This is a genomic window from Bacillus sp. 1A, assembly GCF_052682215.1.
The window spans coordinates 1,155,330-1,173,077 of the sequence record NZ_JBQYLZ010000001.1; the positions used below are offsets into that span (position 1 = coordinate 1,155,330).

Consider the following 17,748-nt stretch of genomic DNA (forward strand, 5'->3'; position numbering starts at 1 on the left):
AGAGAATTCTATGTAGAATTCTCTTAATGGCCTTTATTAATTTTAGCATGTGTTTTAAAGAAAACTGGGAAATGTACATTATATATTACAGTGACAACACGAATAATGAATGTTACTAATAAACAGACATAGAAAGCTAATACGTGTGCCCCCATTGCATATGTGATTAGGAAACTAATTGCTCCTAAAATAGAAGCGATTGCGTAAATCTCTTTTCGGAATACGTAGGGGATATCTTGAGCACAAATGTCACGCAAAATACCGCCTCCAATACCTGTAATGACTCCCATTGAAACAACTAAAAATGAGGCGTCAACATGATGTGACATTGCCGCATTTGCACCAATAGCTGTAAAAACACCTAAGCCAACAGCATCAGAAAGCATAATAACGACTTGTAGTTTATTGATACGCTCAAAAAACATACAAGTAAATAATGCTGATAATACGCTTACGAAAAAGTAAATGGGTTTAACAAATGCGACAGGAGGCAGGTTACCGATCATAATATCACGAATAATACCGCCGCCGAGCGCAGTAGCTACAGCTAAACAAAGGACACCGAATAAATCTAAATCTTTTTTTAAACCAACTAATGTACCGGAAATAGCAGCGGCGATAATGCCAAGAAACGTAAATATGTCGATTAATAACATTGCTGTAATCCCTTCCTCCTAAAGATGTTCCAGAGAAAAAATATACACTAAAGTTATGTAAATAACAATGCATTTTCGTTACATGTAGAAAAAAAGAAAAAATGGGGAAAGAAAGCGCTTGAAAATGCAAATATGCTTTTTTCTATAAGGTAAGATTGGGGAGAAATGTGAGACGTTTAATTAAAAAATATATGTTATAATAAATATTTGAGATGAGAAAAAAATATTAACAGTATAGATTGAAATTAGGTAATAGTTATGGAGGTTCTAGATGTTAAGCGAAAATAGTAAAAGTAATAAATTTGAAAATTTCCTACTAATCTTTATTTTGCTGCAACCAATTTTAGATTTGCTCACGGCATTCTGTATAATGGTTTTAAAAATTGATACGACCATTGGAGTTATTACACGCTTATTCGTTATGTTCCTAAGCGGGATATATATTTTAATTCAAACGAAGAAACAAGGAAATATAAAATATATATTGTATATAATTTTAGTAGGAATAGTCTTCACCATCGGATTGGTAAATAATAAGCTTACAAAAGATCCTATGGTACTTTCAGAGGAAATTAAGTTTATAGCAAAAGCTTTATATCCGTTTGTTATGCTTACTTGTTATGTATTTGTATTTAAGTCCTTAAAAGAAAAAGGTCATTCAAAAATGCGTGACTATATTACGTATGCATCATTAATTATTGGAATAGTAATGGTAGTTTCGATTGCAACTGGAACAGATTACAATAACTATGAATGGTTAAAATTAGGATCACGCGGTTGGTTTTATGCAGGTAATGAGTTAGGATCTATTTTAGCCATCATGTGTCCGATTGTTATTTTATATTCAATTGAAAAAACAAAAAGTATGAGCAAAATATACTATTGGGTTCCTTCTATTTTAGTTGTTTTTTCATTATTTGCAGTTGGTACGAAGGTTGGTATAGGAGCAATCTATGCAACAATGGCTATTGCAGTTGTTATGTGCTTTATTCAAGCCTTTATGCAAGGTAAAAAAGGAAAGAAAAATATATATTTATTAAATGGTTTTATTGCAATGACTGTTTTTGTGGGAATCATGGCATATACACCTTTTTCGCCATTTCTAAAAAATATGGGGATTCATGTTCAATTAATTGAAGAACAACAGACAGCGAAAAAGGAAGAGAAAGAGAAAAAGAAAGAGGAAGCTAAAGAGCATAAACCTCCTGTTACAGAAAAAGAAAAAGTTAAAGAAAAAGAAAAGGAAAAAGTTGCAGAGAAAAAAGAAGAAACGCAAGCTATTATTTTCAGTGGGCGTCAATTATTTGAACAAATGTATAAAGATTTCTATAAAGAAGCCCCAATGTCTCAAAAATTATTAGGTATGGGTTATGCTGGTAACTATAAAGCAGAGCCGAAATTAATTGAACGTGATTTTCACGATTGGTTCTATTCTTTCGGAATCATAGGGTTCATTTTATTTGTAATTCCATTCCTATATTTTGGCATTAAATTTATTGCATGCATATTTACTAAATTTAAACAAATATTCACCGTAAAATATGCAATGGTGATTGCAGCGATACTTCTCGGATTAGGTATCTCATTTATAGCTGGTCATATTTTAATGTCACCTGGAGTGAGTTTCTTCTTAGTATTAATCATGGCATATTTAATAGTTGACTTGGAAATTGAATGATAGAAAAATAAAAGCTAGCATATGTTAGCTTTTATTTTGTTATAGTAAATAAAAAGAAAAAATGGGGGATGTAAGAAATGAAAGTGTTGCATATGAATGCTGGTGCAGAAGAAGGTGGGGGGAAAACGCATATTATTTCACTTTTATCTCAATTTTCAAAGGAAGAAGTGGAATTAATGGTATTTGAAGAAGGTGCGATTGCTAGAGAGGCGAGAAACCTTGGTATTCAAGTGCATGTTTTTACCCAATCATCTCGGTACGACCTATCAATTCTTTCAAAAATAAAGGCATTTATTAATGAAAATCAATTTGACATTGTGCATACACATGGCGCACGAGCAAATTTCTATCTCTCCCTCTTGAAAAAAGGTATAAAAGCGAAATGGATAATGACTGTCCACAGTGATCCAACTTTGGATTTTATGAAGAGGGGATTAAAAGGATGGGTATTTACGAAGTTAAATTTACGTTCTTTCAGGAAGGTAGATTTATTCTTTGCAATTACGGAAAACTTTAAGAGAAACATAATAAAACTAGGTGTACCAGAAGAGAAGATTTGTACAGTTTATAATGGAATCGAGTATGATAATACTCCAGCAAAACCTTATGATAAAAGTGAATTTGGCATTGATGAAGGAGTATTTACAGCTGTTCAAGTAGCGCGTCTTCATCCTGTTAAAGGTCATGATATTTTATTTGAAGCGTTACAAAAAATTAAAATTCCAAATATAAAGGTGCTCTTGCTGGGTGATGGACCTATAGAAGCAGAATTAAAAGAGATGGTGAAACAAAAGGGCTTAGAGGATAAGGTGATTTTTCTAGGTTTTCGTACAGATTCAAAAGAATTATATGCATCTGCACACATTAATTTGTTAACCTCTTATAGCGAAAGCTTCCCTCTTGTTTTATTAGAAGCGGCTAATCAACGCTTAACATCTATTGCAACAAATGTAGGTGATATGAAGAAGTTAATAGTTGATGATACGTATGGATGGATTGTACCGATTGGTGATGCGGATTCGTTAGCAAACGCGTTAGAAAATGCTTATGAAAAATGGTTGAATGGTGAATTAGAAGCGATGGGAAATCGTTTATATACTCATGCATCTACTCATTTCTCGCTAAAGAATTTGTATGAAGATACTTATAATGCATATAAAAAACTTTTACTGAAATAGAGAGGATAGTTAATCATGGAAGTAAAAACGGTTGATATTCTAGGTGTTCCTTTTTCTACAATGACAATGGATGAAACGATCCAATATTTGAAGGGACAACTAGAATTGGAGCGAACTCATACTTTTCAGGTAGTAACAGCAAATCCTGAAATTGTTATGTGTGCAAAAAAGGATGAAACATTCCATAAAACATTATTAAATACAGATTTAATTACACCTGACGGTATTGGAGTTGTAAAAGCAAGTGGTATGTTAGGTACACCTGTAAAGGAACGTGTAGCAGGTTTTGATTTAATGTGTAATCTATTTGCAAAGTTATCAGAGGAGAATAAACCGGTATCTGTTTTCTTACTTGGTGCAAAACCGCATGTTGTACAAGCTGCAGCAGATCATTTAACGAAGACATATTCAGCAGTATCTATTGTGGGTACACAAGATGGGTACTTTAAACAAGAAGAAGAAGAGAGTATCGTTTCTCGTATTCAAGAAGCAAAACCAGATTTATTACTTGTCGCGCTTGGTTTCCCAAGACAAGAGAACTTTATCCAAACTAATAAGCATCGTTTAGAAACGAAGATGGCTGTTGGAGTGGGCGGAAGTTTAGATGTATGGGCTGGAGAGGTAAAACGTGCACCAAAATGGATTCAAGCAATTAACTTAGAATGGTTTTATAGATTGTGTAGTAATCCAACGCGCTGGCGTCGTCAGTTAGTATTAGCGGAATTTTTAAAAGAAGTCATGCGTTCGAAAAAGTAGCGGAATATCGCTACTTTTTTATTTGGTCATTTTTAATAAAGTGAGGTTTTGCTCATCCACCACTGATAGTTAACCCTCACCAATTGGACGTTTAATGGCAGTTGGTCTTCAATTTAACTTTTTTGTTTCAGCTGAATTTTGAGGTGGGAGTCTTACTGCCCTCAAATAGTGTGATAAGTATTTTACTTTTGGGGAATGATGAAGGAGAATTTTTTGAACGAAAGTATTTTACTTATACAATTCACACATGTAAAATGATGTGTAAAGACAGCTGTGTAAGGAGGACTTCTTGTGGGCAAGGTGAAAGAAATTTCGAAGCGAAAGCTACTTGGTATAGCAGGGCTTGGATGGTTATTTGATGCAATGGATGTTGGAATGCTTTCATTTGTAATGGTAGCACTGCAAAAAGATTGGGGATTAAGTACGCAAGAAATGGGTTGGATAGGCAGCATTAATTCGATTGGTATGGCAGTCGGAGCACTCGTTTTTGGAATACTATCAGATAAAATAGGGCGGAAATCAGTCTTTATTATTACATTATTACTATTTTCTATCGGTAGTGGTTTAACTGCTTTAACGACGACACTTGCGATGTTCCTTGTGTTACGATTTTTAATTGGTATGGGGCTTGGCGGAGAGCTTCCAGTTGCGTCTACATTAGTATCAGAGAGCGTTGAAGCGCATGAACGTGGCAAAATAGTTGTGCTATTAGAAAGCTTTTGGGCAGGTGGATGGCTAATTGCAGCTCTTATCTCGTATTTTGTTATTCCGAAATATGGTTGGGAAGTTGCAATGGTATTGAGCGCGGTTCCAGCACTATATGCTTTATATTTAAGATGGAATTTGCCGGATTCTCCGAGATTTCAAAAGGCTGAAAAAAGACCATCTGTTATCGAAAATGTAAAGTTAGTTTGGTCTGGTGAATATCGTAAGGCAACAATTATGTTATGGATTCTATGGTTTTCTGTTGTCTTTTCTTACTATGGGATGTTCCTTTGGCTACCTAGTGTAATGGTATTAAAAGGATTTAGTTTAATAAAAAGTTTTCAGTACGTACTTATTATGACGTTAGCTCAATTGCCAGGATATTTCACGGCTGCTTGGTTTATTGAACGACTTGGTCGTAAGTTTGTTTTAGTTACGTATTTAATCGGTACAGCATGTAGTGCTTACTTGTTTGGAGTGGCGGAGTCATTAACGGTATTAATCGTAGCAGGCATGTTACTATCCTTCTTTAATTTAGGTGCTTGGGGTGCATTATACGCTTATACACCGGAACAGTATCCAACGGTTATTCGTGGTACAGGTGCAGGGATGGCAGCAGCATTCGGTCGTATTGGTGGTATTCTTGGGCCGCTATTAGTAGGATATTTAGTTGCTTCACAGGCTTCACTATCACTAATATTTACGATTTTCTGTGGATCAATTTTAATTGGCGTAGTTGCTGTAATTGTACTTGGGCAAGAAACGAAGCAACGAGAATTAGTATAAGGTGAAAGTTCAATCGGTGAGGGATTTATCCCTCGCTGAGCCAGCACCAATTGTGTTTTTGGGGGAAGTAACACTCATTTCTTCGCATTCAGTGAGTGTTACTTCCTACAAATAATGGAATAAAAGGGCAGGGGAACCGTCGTGGTTTCCTTTTTTCTGTTTTTTTAGATAAATAATGGTATAGTAAGAAAAAGGGAATGTTTCTTATAAAAGCGAATGTATACAACAAGACATATGGACAAAAGAATTAGGTGGTTGAAGAAATGAAAATTTTACTGATCATGGAAGAAGCAGAAGCGCGAAGAAGTTTAGCTGAAAAATTTACTGAAAATATAAGGAATGTAGAATGTTTTGAAGCGAATACGGGAACAGAATCATTATTTATCATGAAAAAGCATACACCAGATTTTGTTTTCTTGAATTCAAAATTACTAGATGGAACTGGTTTTGAATATGCGAGTTTATTACGGGAAGTAAATTGTTATACGAAATTGATTTTTATGGGTGAAGATATAGAAGAGTCGATTACGGCATTTCGTTTTCAAGCATTCTATTATTTACTACGCCCATTTCGCGAGGAAGATTTGCAATTCCTTTTATATAGAATGTGTAAAGAGCAAGGCGAGAAAGCAAAGAGTTATTTGCGAAAACTACCGATAGAAGGTCAAGAGGGAATTCGGTATATTTTCCCTGAAGATATTGTATATGTAAGCAAAAATAAGGAAAACAAAACGGTTTCAATTTATACAACAAATAATCAGTATATTTCAACATATACACTTCAAGAGCTGGAAAATAAGCTAAATGTATATGATTTTTTACGTGTGCATAAAAGTTATTTAATTAATATGTCATATGTACAAGAACTAAAACCTTATTATAATGGCACATATAATCTGTATTTAGATAAATATGATGAGCAACCGATTCCAGTTAGTCGTAATTATGTGAAACGACTTCGAAATAAGATTGAATTATAGTAGGTAATGCGAATTTTTTAACATGATAAACTAAAAATCCTTCATGATAAGGAGGATTCAAATTAAATATTCAGAAAATTTAGTACAATCCCACTAAGCGATAGTATTGGGGGGATTGTATGTGAAAACATTGAAGTCGATTTTACTATGGGGAGTTATTGCAGCAGTAGGCGCAGGTGCTTTTGGTGTAATAGCTTTATCACAAGGTGAAACTATTAATGCCGTGTGGCTCTTAGTAGCTGCGGTATGTGTGTATGCAGTTGCTTACCGCTTTTATAGTAGATTTATAGCGAGAAAGGTATTTGGTTTAGATAATAATCGGCAAACGCCAGCCCATACATTAAACGATGGAAAAGATTATGTTCCGACAAATAAGTGGGTATTATTTGGGCACCATTTTGCAGCAATTGCTGGGGCAGGCCCTTTAGTAGGACCGATTTTGGCAGCGCAAATGGGATATTTACCAGGGACAATATGGATTATTGTTGGGGTAGTTGTCGCTGGAGCTGTACAAGATTTTGTAATTTTATTTGCTTCGATGAGACGGAATGGTAAATCTTTAGGAGAAATGATTAAAGATGAGATCGGTCCTGTTACAGGGCTTATTGCAATGATAGGCATTTTAGGCATTATGATTATTTTATTAGCGGTATTAGCATTAGTGGTAGTAAAGGCGCTTGTCGGAAGTCCTTGGGGAATGTTTACAATAGCAGCAACGATTCCTATTGCTATTTTAATGGGAGTGTACATGCGCTACATTAGGCCTGGCCGGGTTGGAGAAGGGTCAGTAATCGGAATTATTCTACTTATACTGTCTCTTATTGGAGGACAGTATGTAGCAGAGCATCCAACGCTTGCAAGCATGTTCACGTTTAGCGGTGAAACGATTGCTATTATGCTTATTGTATATGGATTTATCGCATCGGCCTTACCAGTTTGGATGCTTTTAGCACCACGTGATTATTTAAGCACATTTTTAAAAGTCGGAACAATTGTTGGATTAGCAATTGGTATTTTAATTGTAGCACCAGATTTACAAATGCCAGCAGTTTCGAAATTTATCGATGGAACAGGTCCTGTTTTCTCTGGAAACTTATTCCCATTCTTATTTATTACAATTGCTTGTGGTGCGGTGTCTGGATTCCATGCTCTCGTTTCATCAGGTACGACACCAAAGATGATTGAACAAGAGGCACACGCACAGCCAATCGGTTATGGGGCAATGTTAATGGAATCATTTGTAGCCGCGATGGCGATGATTGCAGCTTGTGTATTAACACCAGGAACTTATTTTGCGATTAATAGTCCCGCAGCACTTATCGGTACGGATGTCTCGCAGGCAGCTCAAGTTATTTCCTCATGGGGATTTGCTATTACACCAAATGAACTAAAAGATCTCGCTGTAAACGTTGGAGAGCAAACAATTTTATCACGCACAGGTGGTGCACCAACGTTAGCGATAGGTATGGCGTATATTTTCTCACAAGTAATAGGTGGAACAGCGATGATGGCATTTTGGTATCATTTTGCAATCCTCTTTGAAGCTCTATTCATTTTAACGACAATTGATGCTGGAACGCGTGTAGGCCGATTTATGATTCAAGATATTTTAGGACATGTATATAAGCCATTTGGGAAAACGGATTCTACATTAGCGAATGTGATAGCTACAACGTTATGCGTATTAGGATGGGGTTATTTCTTATACCAAGGGGTAGTTGATCCGCTTGGTGGAATTAATACATTATGGCCACTTTTCGGTATTGCAAATCAAATGTTAGCAGGTATTGCATTATTACTTGGAACGACAATTTTGTTTAAAATGGGGAAAAAGGCATATGTTTGGGTGACACTTATTCCAACTGTCGGATTGCTTATTGTAACGATGACGGCGGGTTATCAAAAGCTATTTCATGAAAACCCTAAAATAGGATTTCTATCTCATGCAAAGGTATTTCAGGGAGCATTAGATGAGGGAAAAGTGTTAGCACCAGCTAAAAATGTCGCTCAAATGAAACAAATTATTTTCAATGATTATATTGATGCAGCGCTTTGTGGGATTTTTATGATAGTTGTAATCGCTGTATTAATTTCTGCAATTCGAATTTGGATTCAAGTATTAAGAAATAAGCCGATGCCGTTAAAAGAGGCGCCATATATTTCTAGAGATGAAAGTGAGTCGAGGAACTATTATGCTTAAAAGACTGCGGCAAGTATGGGGAAAAAGGAAACACTTTATTAGTTTACTCGTTGGGGTACCAAGCTATGAAACATATGTAGAGCATATGAAAAAGCATCATCCAGAAGAAGAGGTTGTATGTCAAAAGCAATTTTTTGCTGAGGCGCAAGAAGCTAGGTTTAATGCAAAAGGCGGAAAGATATCACGTTGCTGTTAACAAAAAAGGACGAATTTTCGTCCTTTTTTATTTTTTGCTGTTTCACGTGGAACAGCAAAAAATAAATAAAAGCTTTGGGAATTATAGGGATTTCGTATACAATAAAATAAGGAAAGTGATAGATGGAAAAGTAGGGAGATTATTTTATGTTAAGGGATCTATTTGTAAACACAACAATTATTCTTTCCTTTATTTTTATTGGAGGTCAGCTTTTAAGAGACAAGCCATTAAAAGAAGGGTTCTCTTTTTGGCAGAAATGTGTAGTAGGTGTTTTTACTGGAATATTAGGTATATTACTAATGTATTTCGGTGTTCATGTTGGTACTATCCTATTGGATTTACGCTACTTAGCCGTCATTCTAGCCGTTATAATTGGAGGACCAATAGCGAGTACTATAGCTGTTAGTATGATTTTAGTAACTAGATTATTATTTATGGATTATTCATTAGCTTCTCAAGTAGCTTTTTATACAATCATTGCGATAGGGATAGGTAGTATCTTTATTTCGCGTATGAAGCTTTCTTTAGCAGAAAAGTGGGCATGGTTACATACATATATTTTATCTATTCTAATCCCAGCGCTATATATATGGTTAATTCAAGACATCCGCATAGTGGGATTATATTTATTTTCTAGTATTGTTACAGGATATATCACGTTTTTTAGTGCAAATTACGTATTGCAATCTAATGAGTTATTTCAAACGATGAAGCAATACGCAACGGTAGATGCATTAACAGGTCTAGGAAACGTAAGGCAATTTGATTTAGAGATGAATCGTCATATTAGTAATAAACGTATGAAAAATGATTCACTTTGTTTACTACTTATCGATATTGATCACTTTAAGCATGTAAATGATACGTATGGACATCCTGCAGGAGACGAAGTATTAAAACAAGTAGGGCGTATTTTAAGAGAAATTTCAACATTTCCGGATTTGACTTTTCGAAAGGGTGGAGAGGAATTTGCACTTTTGATACCGAAGAGGGAAATAGCTTATGGAATTTGTATGGGGGAGAAAATTCGTACAGCTGTTGAAAAACATTCATTTCAATTGTTAGATGGAACAAAAATAAAAATTACGGTTTCAGTAGGGATTTCAGAGTTTGAGTCATCACCAAATCAATTTATTCAAGCAGCTGATGATGCATTATATTACTCTAAAAGAAATGGAAGAAATCAGGTCAGTTCTGCATCTTAAAGGTAAGATGACCAGAAGATGTAAAGCCCCATAAAAATACCCACAGAGGCAATGTAAGAACTCTGTGGGTATTTTTATTCATATGTTAGACAAGTTCTTTTGATGCAACGAATTTACGATATGCACCGTGATGTGTTGGGCCTACGTATTCGTTGATCTTGAATGAATAACGGATAGCAGCTGTGATAAACTCTTTAGCAGTTTTTACCGCTTCTTTCACAGGTTTTCCTTTTGCAAGTTCTGCTGTGATAGCAGCAGAATATGTACAACCTGCGCCGTGTGTATTTGTCGTATCAATTTTTTCTGATTCTAGAAGATTGAATGTTTCTCCATCATATAGGACGTCGATTGCAGTTTCCGTACCAAGCTTACTTCCGCCTTTAATTAGGACATATTTCGCACCTAAAGCATGGATTTTCTTCGCTGCTTCTTTCATGTCCTCAAGAGAATTAATTTTCACACCGCTTAATTGGTAAGCTTCAAATAAGTTTGGCGTTACAACTAATGCTTTTGGCACAAGAACGTCACGTAAGCAGTCATTTGTTTCAGGATGTAATGCTTCATCAGCACCTTTACATACCATAACAGGGTCAACTACTACATTTTTGAAATTATGTTTTTCGATTGTTTCAGCAACCATTTCAATAATTTCTACTGATCCAAGCATACCCGTTTTTAAAGCATCTACTCCAACACCGTCAATTGTTGTTTCTAATTGTGGTTTTAATGTAGAAGCTGGGATTGGGAATACGTTATGTGCCCAACCGTTATGTGGATCCATCGTTACGATTGTCGTAAGAGATGTCATTCCGTATACGCCAAGTTCTTGGAATGTTTTTAAATCTGCTTGTATACCAGCACCGCCACTTGTATCAGAACCAGCGATAGTAAGTGCTTTATTTAATGTCATTATGAAAGCCCCCTCAAGTGATATAATGAAAACTATGTTTTCACCATTATATCAATGTTACGAATAAGTACAAAGTGAAAAGTAGATGATTTATTTTAGGAGCTATTTAAAATTTTGCGTGTAGGAGACTGATTATGTTTCGAGATAATCGCACAAATGAATTAGTTATATTAAAAGAAATTGCAGAGACACTAAATACATCAAATGATACATACCATGTATTGCAAGCGGTGCTAGAAAAATTGCTTAGTGTAACAGGTTTAACGACAGGATGGATTTTTCTTGCGGATGAAAATGGGAAGTATACGAAGTTGATTGATTACCAGTTGCCAGAGGCACTTACATATGAAAATAAACGTCCGATGTGTGAAGGGGAATGTTGGTGTTTACGTGGCTTTGTGGATGGGAAATTGGAGAGAGCCGTTAATATTATTGAATGTAAAAGAATTAATAATGCAATTGAATATAATTGGGGAGATACAGAAGGCATTCTTCATCATGCTACGGTTCCTTTAAAGGCTGGAGGAGAAAAGTTTGGTGTGTTAAATGTAGCAAGTCCTGGTAAAACGCATTTTTCGGAAGAAGAATTAGTATTACTTCAATCGGTTGCTTTCCAAATTGGGACGGCCTTAAAGCGAACAAAATTATATGAAAATGAAAAGCGAAGAGCACATTATTATGTGAAATTGGAACGTTTTATTCAAGATTTAAAAACGATTCATAAATTTAATGTATTACCTGAAAAAGTGGTAAATCATATAGGTGAAGTATTTCAATGGAATCAAGTGGCTTTTTTTATTAGGGAAGAAAAGGAATTATCTTTGCGAGCATCCTATAGTCAGGAAGAGTTACAAGAGGATGTAAAAGAAGCGGCAAAGAAGGCGTTAGAACAAGATGAGCCGGTGCTACTAAAACATCAAATTGGGCATAGTGTACATCTAAATAGAGCTGTTATTGCTACACCAATACATATTCAAAATCATATATTTGGTGTTTTATGTGTTAGTTTGAATAATGGAGAATTTGATGTTAACACAATAGATGTAATCCAAGCGCTATCGAATCATGTCTCGTTAATAATCGAGAATTTAAGATTAAATGAGCGGCGCCGTGAACTTGTACGAATGGAAGAAAGGAATCGGTTGGCAAGAGATTTACATGACTCCGTCTCACAAAAGCTATTTTCGTTAACCTTTATGACAAAAGGCGCTGAGGCAGTTTTAAAAGGTCAAAATGAAAAGGTAGATCAATCTTTGCATGAGATGCGTGAATTAGCACAAGGAGCTTTAAAAGAAATGAGGACATTAATTTGGCAGCTTCGTCCGGCAGGATTAGAGAAAGGGTTATTACCTGCTCTAAAGCAGTACGGTGAAAACTTAGGATTGAAGATTAGGGAGCAAGTTACTGGTGTTCGTGACTTACCTCGTGTAGTAGAAGAAGCACTGTGGCGCATTGGACAAGAGGCGCTAAACAATGTGAGTAAGCATGCAGGTGTAAAGGAAGCGACGATTTATTTTAAAGTAACTGAGAACAATGTATCATTAGAAATAGTGGATCAAGGTAATGGGTTTATAGAAAAGGACATAAAAGAGAAGAAGTCACTTGGCATGACAACGATGCGCGAAAGAGTAGAACTAATTGGTGGAACAATTAAAATTGTAAGTGAAAAAAAACGAACAAGTATAAAAATAAATGTACCATTATGATGTGAAAATGAGGGAAGTTTGTGAAAATAAAAGTATTATTAGTTGATGATCATACAGTCGTTTTAAAAGGATTAGCATTTTTCTTAAGTACACAGGAAGATTTAGAGTTAGTTGGAGAAGCAAATAACGGGAAAGAAGCATTAGTGAAAGTAGGAGAAACAAATCCTGATGTTGTACTAATGGATTTATATATGCCCGAAATGGATGGTGTCGAGGCGACAGCGTGTATCAAAAAAGAATATCCTGATGTGAAAGTAATTGTATTAACAAGCTTTTCTGATCAGGCACATGTTTTACCAGCGTTAAGGGCGGGGGCAAGTGGGTATATTTTAAAAGATGTAGAACCGGATCAACTTGTTGAAGCTATTCGAAGCGCATATAAAGGTAATATTCAATTACATCCGGATATAGCAAATACTCTTCTCTCTCAAACATTACCTGTGGAAGAAAAGGAAGAAGAACCTTCTATTCAAGTGGATGTGTTAACGGCGAGAGAAAATGAAGTGTTGCAGCTATTAGCGAAAGGGATGAGTAATAAAGAGATCGCTTCTGTTTTAGTTATTACAGAAAAAACGGTAAAAGCGCATGTAAGTAGTATTTTGAGTAAGTTGAATTTATCTGATCGCACGCAAGCAGCATTATATGCAGTGAAAAATGGAATTGTATAAGACAAAAGTCGTAAGACCTAGTTCGCCTTTAGAAGGTGGACTTTTTTTATGGAAAAATACGTCTATGTGAGGACGAAATTGTCTTGATATAAAGATAAAATATGTTTGTAAGCAACAAAACAACAATTACAAGGGATACCTTTTTTGAAAGCATATAACAACAGAAGAGTGAGTACTAGGAGGAAAAACAATGGCAACAGTTTTATTTGTAAAAGCAAACAACCGCCCAGCGGAACAAGCAGTTAGTGTGAAATTATACGAGGCATTTTTAGCAAACTATAAAGAAGCACATCCAAATGATACAGTAGTAGAACTTGATTTATATAAAGAAGAATTACCATATGTAGGCGTAGATATGATTAATGGTACGTTTAAAGCAGGTAAAGGATTTGATTTAACTGAAGAGGAAGCAAAAGCAGTAGCAGTTGCTGATAAGTATTTAAATCAATTTTTAGAAGCTGATAAAGTCGTTTTCGGTTTCCCATTATGGAACTTAACGATTCCAGCAGTGCTACACACATATATTGATTATTTAAACCGAGCTGGCAAAACGTTTAAATATACGCCAGAAGGTCCAGTTGGTCTAATTGGAGATAAGAAGATTGCATTATTAAATGCGCGCGGCGGCGTATATTCTGAAGGTCCAGCAGCTGAAGTAGAAATGGCTGTTAAATATGTAGCAAGCATGATGGGCTTCTTCGGTGCAACAAATATGGAAACAGTAGTTATTGAAGGACATAACCAATTCCCAGATAAAGCAGAAGAGATCATTACAGCTGGTCTTGAAGAAGCAGCTAAAGTAGCAAGCAAATTTTAATTGAAAATAGAATCGTCACTCGAAAAAAGTAGCATTAACAGGTAAACGTTAATGCTACTTTTTTTATATTTTAAGTTCATCAGCCAGTTTTTCTAATTGAATTCGATCTTGTATGTAATAGGTTCTTCCGTCTTTTTTTAAGTAATTTTGCTGGCAAAACTGGTTTAATACGTATAAAAGATGGCGGTAGCTGACATTTAAGTATTCCGAAGCCTCGGTATGTTTTTCTGTATAACTGTTATTTTGTTCTGTTAATAGAATAAACGCCGCTAATCGATTTTCGAACGGATAACTATTGTTTTTGGCGTAACTTTCTGTTCGGCTAATTGTTTTTTCACCGATAAATTTACATAGTTTCTGTAGAAAGGTAGCATCTTGCAACAAAAGATGCTGACAATCTTTAAGAGGAAGCGCTAAGCACATACAATTTTCAATCACTTCCACTGTTTTCGTAACGGATTCTACGCCAATTAATCCTAATTCTCCAATGAACGAAGGTGCTTGAATAAAGTTAATTAAGGAGACCTTCCCGTTTTTGTGACTCATATATATTTTCGCTTTCCCGGAAATTAAGTAATAAAGATAAGGAACATCAACGCCTTCATTACATATCCTTTCTTTCTTTTGAAAGGAATGTAGTTCAGCGTAAGGTAAGACATCAAAAGAAAAAAGAGTATGGAAGTTGTAAGTTTGCATGTAATGAGAGATTTCGTCGCTATTTTTGCTGACTTTCATATTTTCACCTCATGTTTAGTATGAGATATCTCCTATTATTTTTACAAGAAGGAATGATACGATTTACGTAAATTTATTTTTGTAGAAAAGAGTGTGTGAAGGGCTTATGAAAAAATATAAAACATTGCTATTTGATGTAGATGATACATTGTTAGATTTTCAGAAGGCGGAGAAAATGGCGTTACGTATGCTTTTTGAAGAGAAAGGGATCCATCTAACTAGCGAGGTTGAAAGGCGGTATAAAAAAATTAATAAAAGCCTTTGGGATGCTTTTGAAGAAGGTGAAATAAACCGTGATGAAGTCGTAAGTACACGGTTTTCGATTTTGTTTAAAGAATACGGGGAAGAAGTAGACGGGATATTATTCGAAAATAATTATCGTAGCTACTTAGAAGAAGGAGACCAACTTATGCAAGGTGCGTTTGAATTTATAAATCAAATTCAAAGTGAGTACGATTTATATATAGTGACAAACGGTATTTCTAAGACGCAAGATAAACGTTTACGTAATGCAGGATTACATGCCTTGTTTAAAGATATTTTCGTTTCTGAAGATACGGGATTCCAAAAGCCGATGAAAGAATATTTTGATTATGTTTTTGAACGAATTCCTAATTTTTCCTTTGAAGAAGGACTCATTATTGGGGATTCGTTAAGTGCTGATATTAAAGGTGGATATGTAGCGGGAATTGATACTTGTTGGTTTAATCCAGAAAAGAAATCAAATAATAGCGAGATTGTGCCAACATATGAAGTGCAAAATTTTGAAGAGTTATATGCGTTATTGAAGCAACGTGTGTAATAAAAATAGGCAGTGGAACTTTTGTCCCTACTGCCTATTTTTATTCGTTTGTAGCTTCGTTGTTTTTAGGAAGTGGAAATGCATTACCAATCGCTGCCGCTCCAAGCATCGGTAATAGTAAATTGAGCGGGAAAAACATGAGTAATAGTAATGTTATAGCAATTGGTTTTCTTAATGCATAGCTTGAAATTGCTGTCGTGACGATGGCTACCGAAGCGATTGGATCTATCGGGATAATGGAAGCTATAGCATATCCGATACTAGATCCAGCAAATATAATTGGGAAAATATGTCCACCGCGCCAACCTGTATTTAAACAAACGGCAGTAATACATAATTTTAAAACACCTGAAAGAAGTAATACCCAGAAGGATAAATGACTCCATTCAACGACTAAATCTTTTAATTGGTGTTCTCCTGAGAATAATGTGTACGGGAGAACAGTTCCTGTAATTCCTAATAAAATACCACCGATAATACTAAGTGATAGTTTGTATTCCCTGAAGGGATGGATTAATTTCTCTAATGTGAATTCAAATTTGAAATAAAAGAAACCAACTATAGCACCAATACTAGCAAGTGGTAGAAAGGCGATCCATTCATTAAGAGAAAGGGAACCTTCCCCAAAATCAACGATAAAGGATCCGCGATTATCGAATTTACTAAGTAATAAATAAACAGAAAAGCCAGCGAAAGTGGTAGCTAAATATACAATTGCTTTTTTTCCTTTAGAAAATTCGTTAATTTGCTCACCCTCATTTTCATTTGGCGCTAAATAACCGAATAATGGCGCGTTAAAAATTACACTTAAAGTAGCACCAATTCCAACCTCTGTTAGTTCATTCATTCCTTTTAAGGCGAATGTAAAGCGATCCCCTACCCATGTACAAAGTCCACCGATAATTCCAACAAGTGCTGCTTCGGGACCTAAGCTAGCTCCAAATATTAAAACGATAATCGCAGTTAAAGTAGCTTTATGTACAAAAAGGTATTCAATTCTACCTGTTTTTTTATATTCACTCATCACTTCCGGCATAAGACGTGGATATGTGCCGAAGTATTTTTGGGTTAAACCAACGAGAATACCACCGATAGTTGTTACACAAATAGTGTAATACGGGGGAGAAGAGAAAATAGTAGGTAAGTATCCCCAAATAAAGTGAATGCCGATATTTATTGTAACTAAAAATAGCCAGACTGTAGCTCCTACTATAGAGCCTAAAAGAATGCCGTATAGGATGAGTATATAGTGCATGTCCTTTGTGTTTGTCATGTTATACCTCCGTTATGTAAGTTTTAATGTCAAAAGGATTAAATATGCTACTGTGAAATGAAATGAATATGTATAGTATCTTTTTGAGAGGTTGGCTTATTCAATATATTGAGGTCTCGTGAGAGTTTGAAATGTATACAGTTAAACTACTTACTTAATTTTATATAGTAATCGTGGGTTTTAAAAGGTCTTTTTTAAATGAATATGGAATATATTTCTTTTGTTATGCATGTCAAATTCTTTACGTTTAATTTAGAACATTCAGAAAAACTGATTGACATTAGGAAATTATTGCTATAAAATCAACGGTAATTGCATAGTCTTATCAAGAAAAGGTGGAGGGACAGGCCCGATGAAACCTTGGCAACAGCCGTATAACGGAATTGTGCCAAATCCTGCAGGTAATAATCCTGAAAGATAAGAAAGAGCCTTTAGAGCGTGTTTTCAAACTGCTCCTTTCTTGTTTTCAGGAAAGGAGCAGTTTTTTTATTTTGTAT

The 17,748-nt window shown here is 35.3% G+C and carries 16 protein-coding genes and 1 riboswitch; of the genes, 12 read left to right on the forward strand and 4 right to left on the reverse strand.

Annotated features, from left to right (window positions below):
* Nucleotides 1-23 precede the first annotated feature (23 nt).
* Nucleotides 24-656: a trimeric intracellular cation channel family protein gene (locus ACUN0F_RS05815; protein WP_000924376.1), complete on the reverse strand. Its 633-nt coding sequence runs from the start codon at nucleotides 654-656 to the stop codon at nucleotides 24-26.
* A gap of 271 nt (nucleotides 657-927) precedes the next feature.
* Here ACUN0F_RS05815 and ACUN0F_RS05820 point away from each other — a divergent pair, with 271 nt between their 5' ends.
* From ACUN0F_RS05820 to ACUN0F_RS05855, 8 genes are all read left to right on the forward strand, one after another.
* A complete protein-coding gene (locus ACUN0F_RS05820) occupies nucleotides 928-2,334 on the forward strand; it encodes an O-antigen ligase family protein (protein WP_000947787.1) in 1,407 nt (468 codons plus the stop codon).
* 77 nt (nucleotides 2,335-2,411) lie between these two features.
* The gene (locus ACUN0F_RS05825; RefSeq protein WP_000865942.1) at nucleotides 2,412-3,512 is read left to right on the forward strand and encodes a glycosyltransferase family 4 protein; all 1,101 of its coding nucleotides are present in this window, start codon (nucleotides 2,412-2,414) and stop codon (nucleotides 3,510-3,512) included.
* Between the two features lie 15 nt (nucleotides 3,513-3,527).
* Nucleotides 3,528-4,268: a WecB/TagA/CpsF family glycosyltransferase gene (locus ACUN0F_RS05830; protein WP_046955475.1), complete on the forward strand. Its 741-nt coding sequence runs from the start codon at nucleotides 3,528-3,530 to the stop codon at nucleotides 4,266-4,268.
* A gap of 291 nt (nucleotides 4,269-4,559) precedes the next feature.
* A complete protein-coding gene (locus tag ACUN0F_RS05835) occupies nucleotides 4,560-5,759 on the forward strand; it encodes an MFS transporter (protein WP_000521098.1) in 1,200 nt (399 codons plus the stop codon).
* Nucleotides 5,760-6,022: 263 nt separating this feature from the next.
* Nucleotides 6,023-6,739 carry a LytR/AlgR family response regulator transcription factor gene (locus ACUN0F_RS05840; RefSeq protein WP_264461399.1) on the forward strand — a complete coding sequence of 239 codons (717 nt, stop codon included), beginning with the start codon at nucleotides 6,023-6,025 and terminating at the stop codon, nucleotides 6,737-6,739.
* Between the two features lie 121 nt (nucleotides 6,740-6,860).
* Nucleotides 6,861-8,939, forward strand: coding sequence for a carbon starvation protein CstA (gene cstA, locus ACUN0F_RS05845; RefSeq protein ID WP_264461398.1), 2,079 nt, complete (start codon nucleotides 6,861-6,863; stop codon nucleotides 8,937-8,939).
* Entirely contained in the window at nucleotides 8,932-9,135 is a 204-nt protein-coding gene (locus tag ACUN0F_RS05850; protein ID WP_000919822.1) for a YbdD/YjiX family protein, read from the forward strand. Before cstA ends, ACUN0F_RS05850 begins: the two co-directional genes overlap by 8 nt.
* 146 nt (nucleotides 9,136-9,281) lie before the next feature.
* The gene (locus tag ACUN0F_RS05855; RefSeq protein WP_000942905.1) at nucleotides 9,282-10,340 is read left to right on the forward strand and encodes a GGDEF domain-containing protein; all 1,059 of its coding nucleotides are present in this window, start codon (nucleotides 9,282-9,284) and stop codon (nucleotides 10,338-10,340) included.
* An 85-nt stretch (nucleotides 10,341-10,425) separates the two neighbouring features.
* Here the strand turns inward: ACUN0F_RS05855 and pdxK are convergent, their stop codons facing one another.
* Entirely contained in the window at nucleotides 10,426-11,250 is an 825-nt protein-coding gene (gene pdxK, locus ACUN0F_RS05860) for a pyridoxine/pyridoxal/pyridoxamine kinase (RefSeq protein ID WP_445539241.1), read from the reverse strand.
* Nucleotides 11,251-11,384: 134 nt separating this feature from the next.
* Here pdxK and ACUN0F_RS05865 point away from each other — a divergent pair, with 134 nt between their 5' ends.
* The 3 genes from ACUN0F_RS05865 (at nucleotide 11,385) to ACUN0F_RS05875 (ending at nucleotide 14,441) form a co-directional block, all read left to right on the forward strand.
* Nucleotides 11,385-12,956 (forward strand): sensor histidine kinase, encoded by a 1,572-nt coding sequence (locus ACUN0F_RS05865; RefSeq protein ID WP_445539242.1) that lies wholly within the window; start codon nucleotides 11,385-11,387, stop codon nucleotides 12,954-12,956.
* 20 nt (nucleotides 12,957-12,976) lie between these two features.
* Complete coding sequence (locus ACUN0F_RS05870; RefSeq protein WP_000695802.1) at nucleotides 12,977-13,624, forward strand: response regulator; 648 nt, start codon at nucleotides 12,977-12,979, stop codon at nucleotides 13,622-13,624.
* Nucleotides 13,625-13,814: 190 nt separating this feature from the next.
* The gene (locus ACUN0F_RS05875; RefSeq protein WP_000246726.1) at nucleotides 13,815-14,441 is read left to right on the forward strand and encodes an FMN-dependent NADH-azoreductase; all 627 of its coding nucleotides are present in this window, start codon (nucleotides 13,815-13,817) and stop codon (nucleotides 14,439-14,441) included.
* Nucleotides 14,442-14,504: 63 nt separating this feature from the next.
* Here ACUN0F_RS05875 and ACUN0F_RS05880 read toward each other — a convergent pair whose 3' ends face one another.
* On the reverse strand, nucleotides 14,505-15,176 hold the full coding sequence (locus tag ACUN0F_RS05880) for a transcriptional regulator YeiL (RefSeq protein ID WP_000868708.1): 672 nt from the start codon (nucleotides 15,174-15,176) through the stop codon (nucleotides 14,505-14,507).
* A 106-nt stretch (nucleotides 15,177-15,282) separates the two neighbouring features.
* On the opposite strand from ACUN0F_RS05880, the gene ACUN0F_RS05885 reads away from it, so the two are divergent.
* Complete coding sequence (locus tag ACUN0F_RS05885; RefSeq protein WP_000760167.1) at nucleotides 15,283-15,978, forward strand: YjjG family noncanonical pyrimidine nucleotidase; 696 nt, start codon at nucleotides 15,283-15,285, stop codon at nucleotides 15,976-15,978.
* A 40-nt stretch (nucleotides 15,979-16,018) separates the two neighbouring features.
* Here the strand turns inward: ACUN0F_RS05885 and ACUN0F_RS05890 are convergent, their stop codons facing one another.
* Complete coding sequence (locus ACUN0F_RS05890) at nucleotides 16,019-17,251, reverse strand: chloride channel protein (RefSeq protein ID WP_445539243.1); 1,233 nt, start codon at nucleotides 17,249-17,251, stop codon at nucleotides 16,019-16,021.
* A 319-nt stretch (nucleotides 17,252-17,570) separates the two neighbouring features.
* Nucleotides 17,571-17,675, forward strand: a riboswitch (SAM riboswitch).
* Nucleotides 17,676-17,748: the final 73 nt, after the last annotated feature.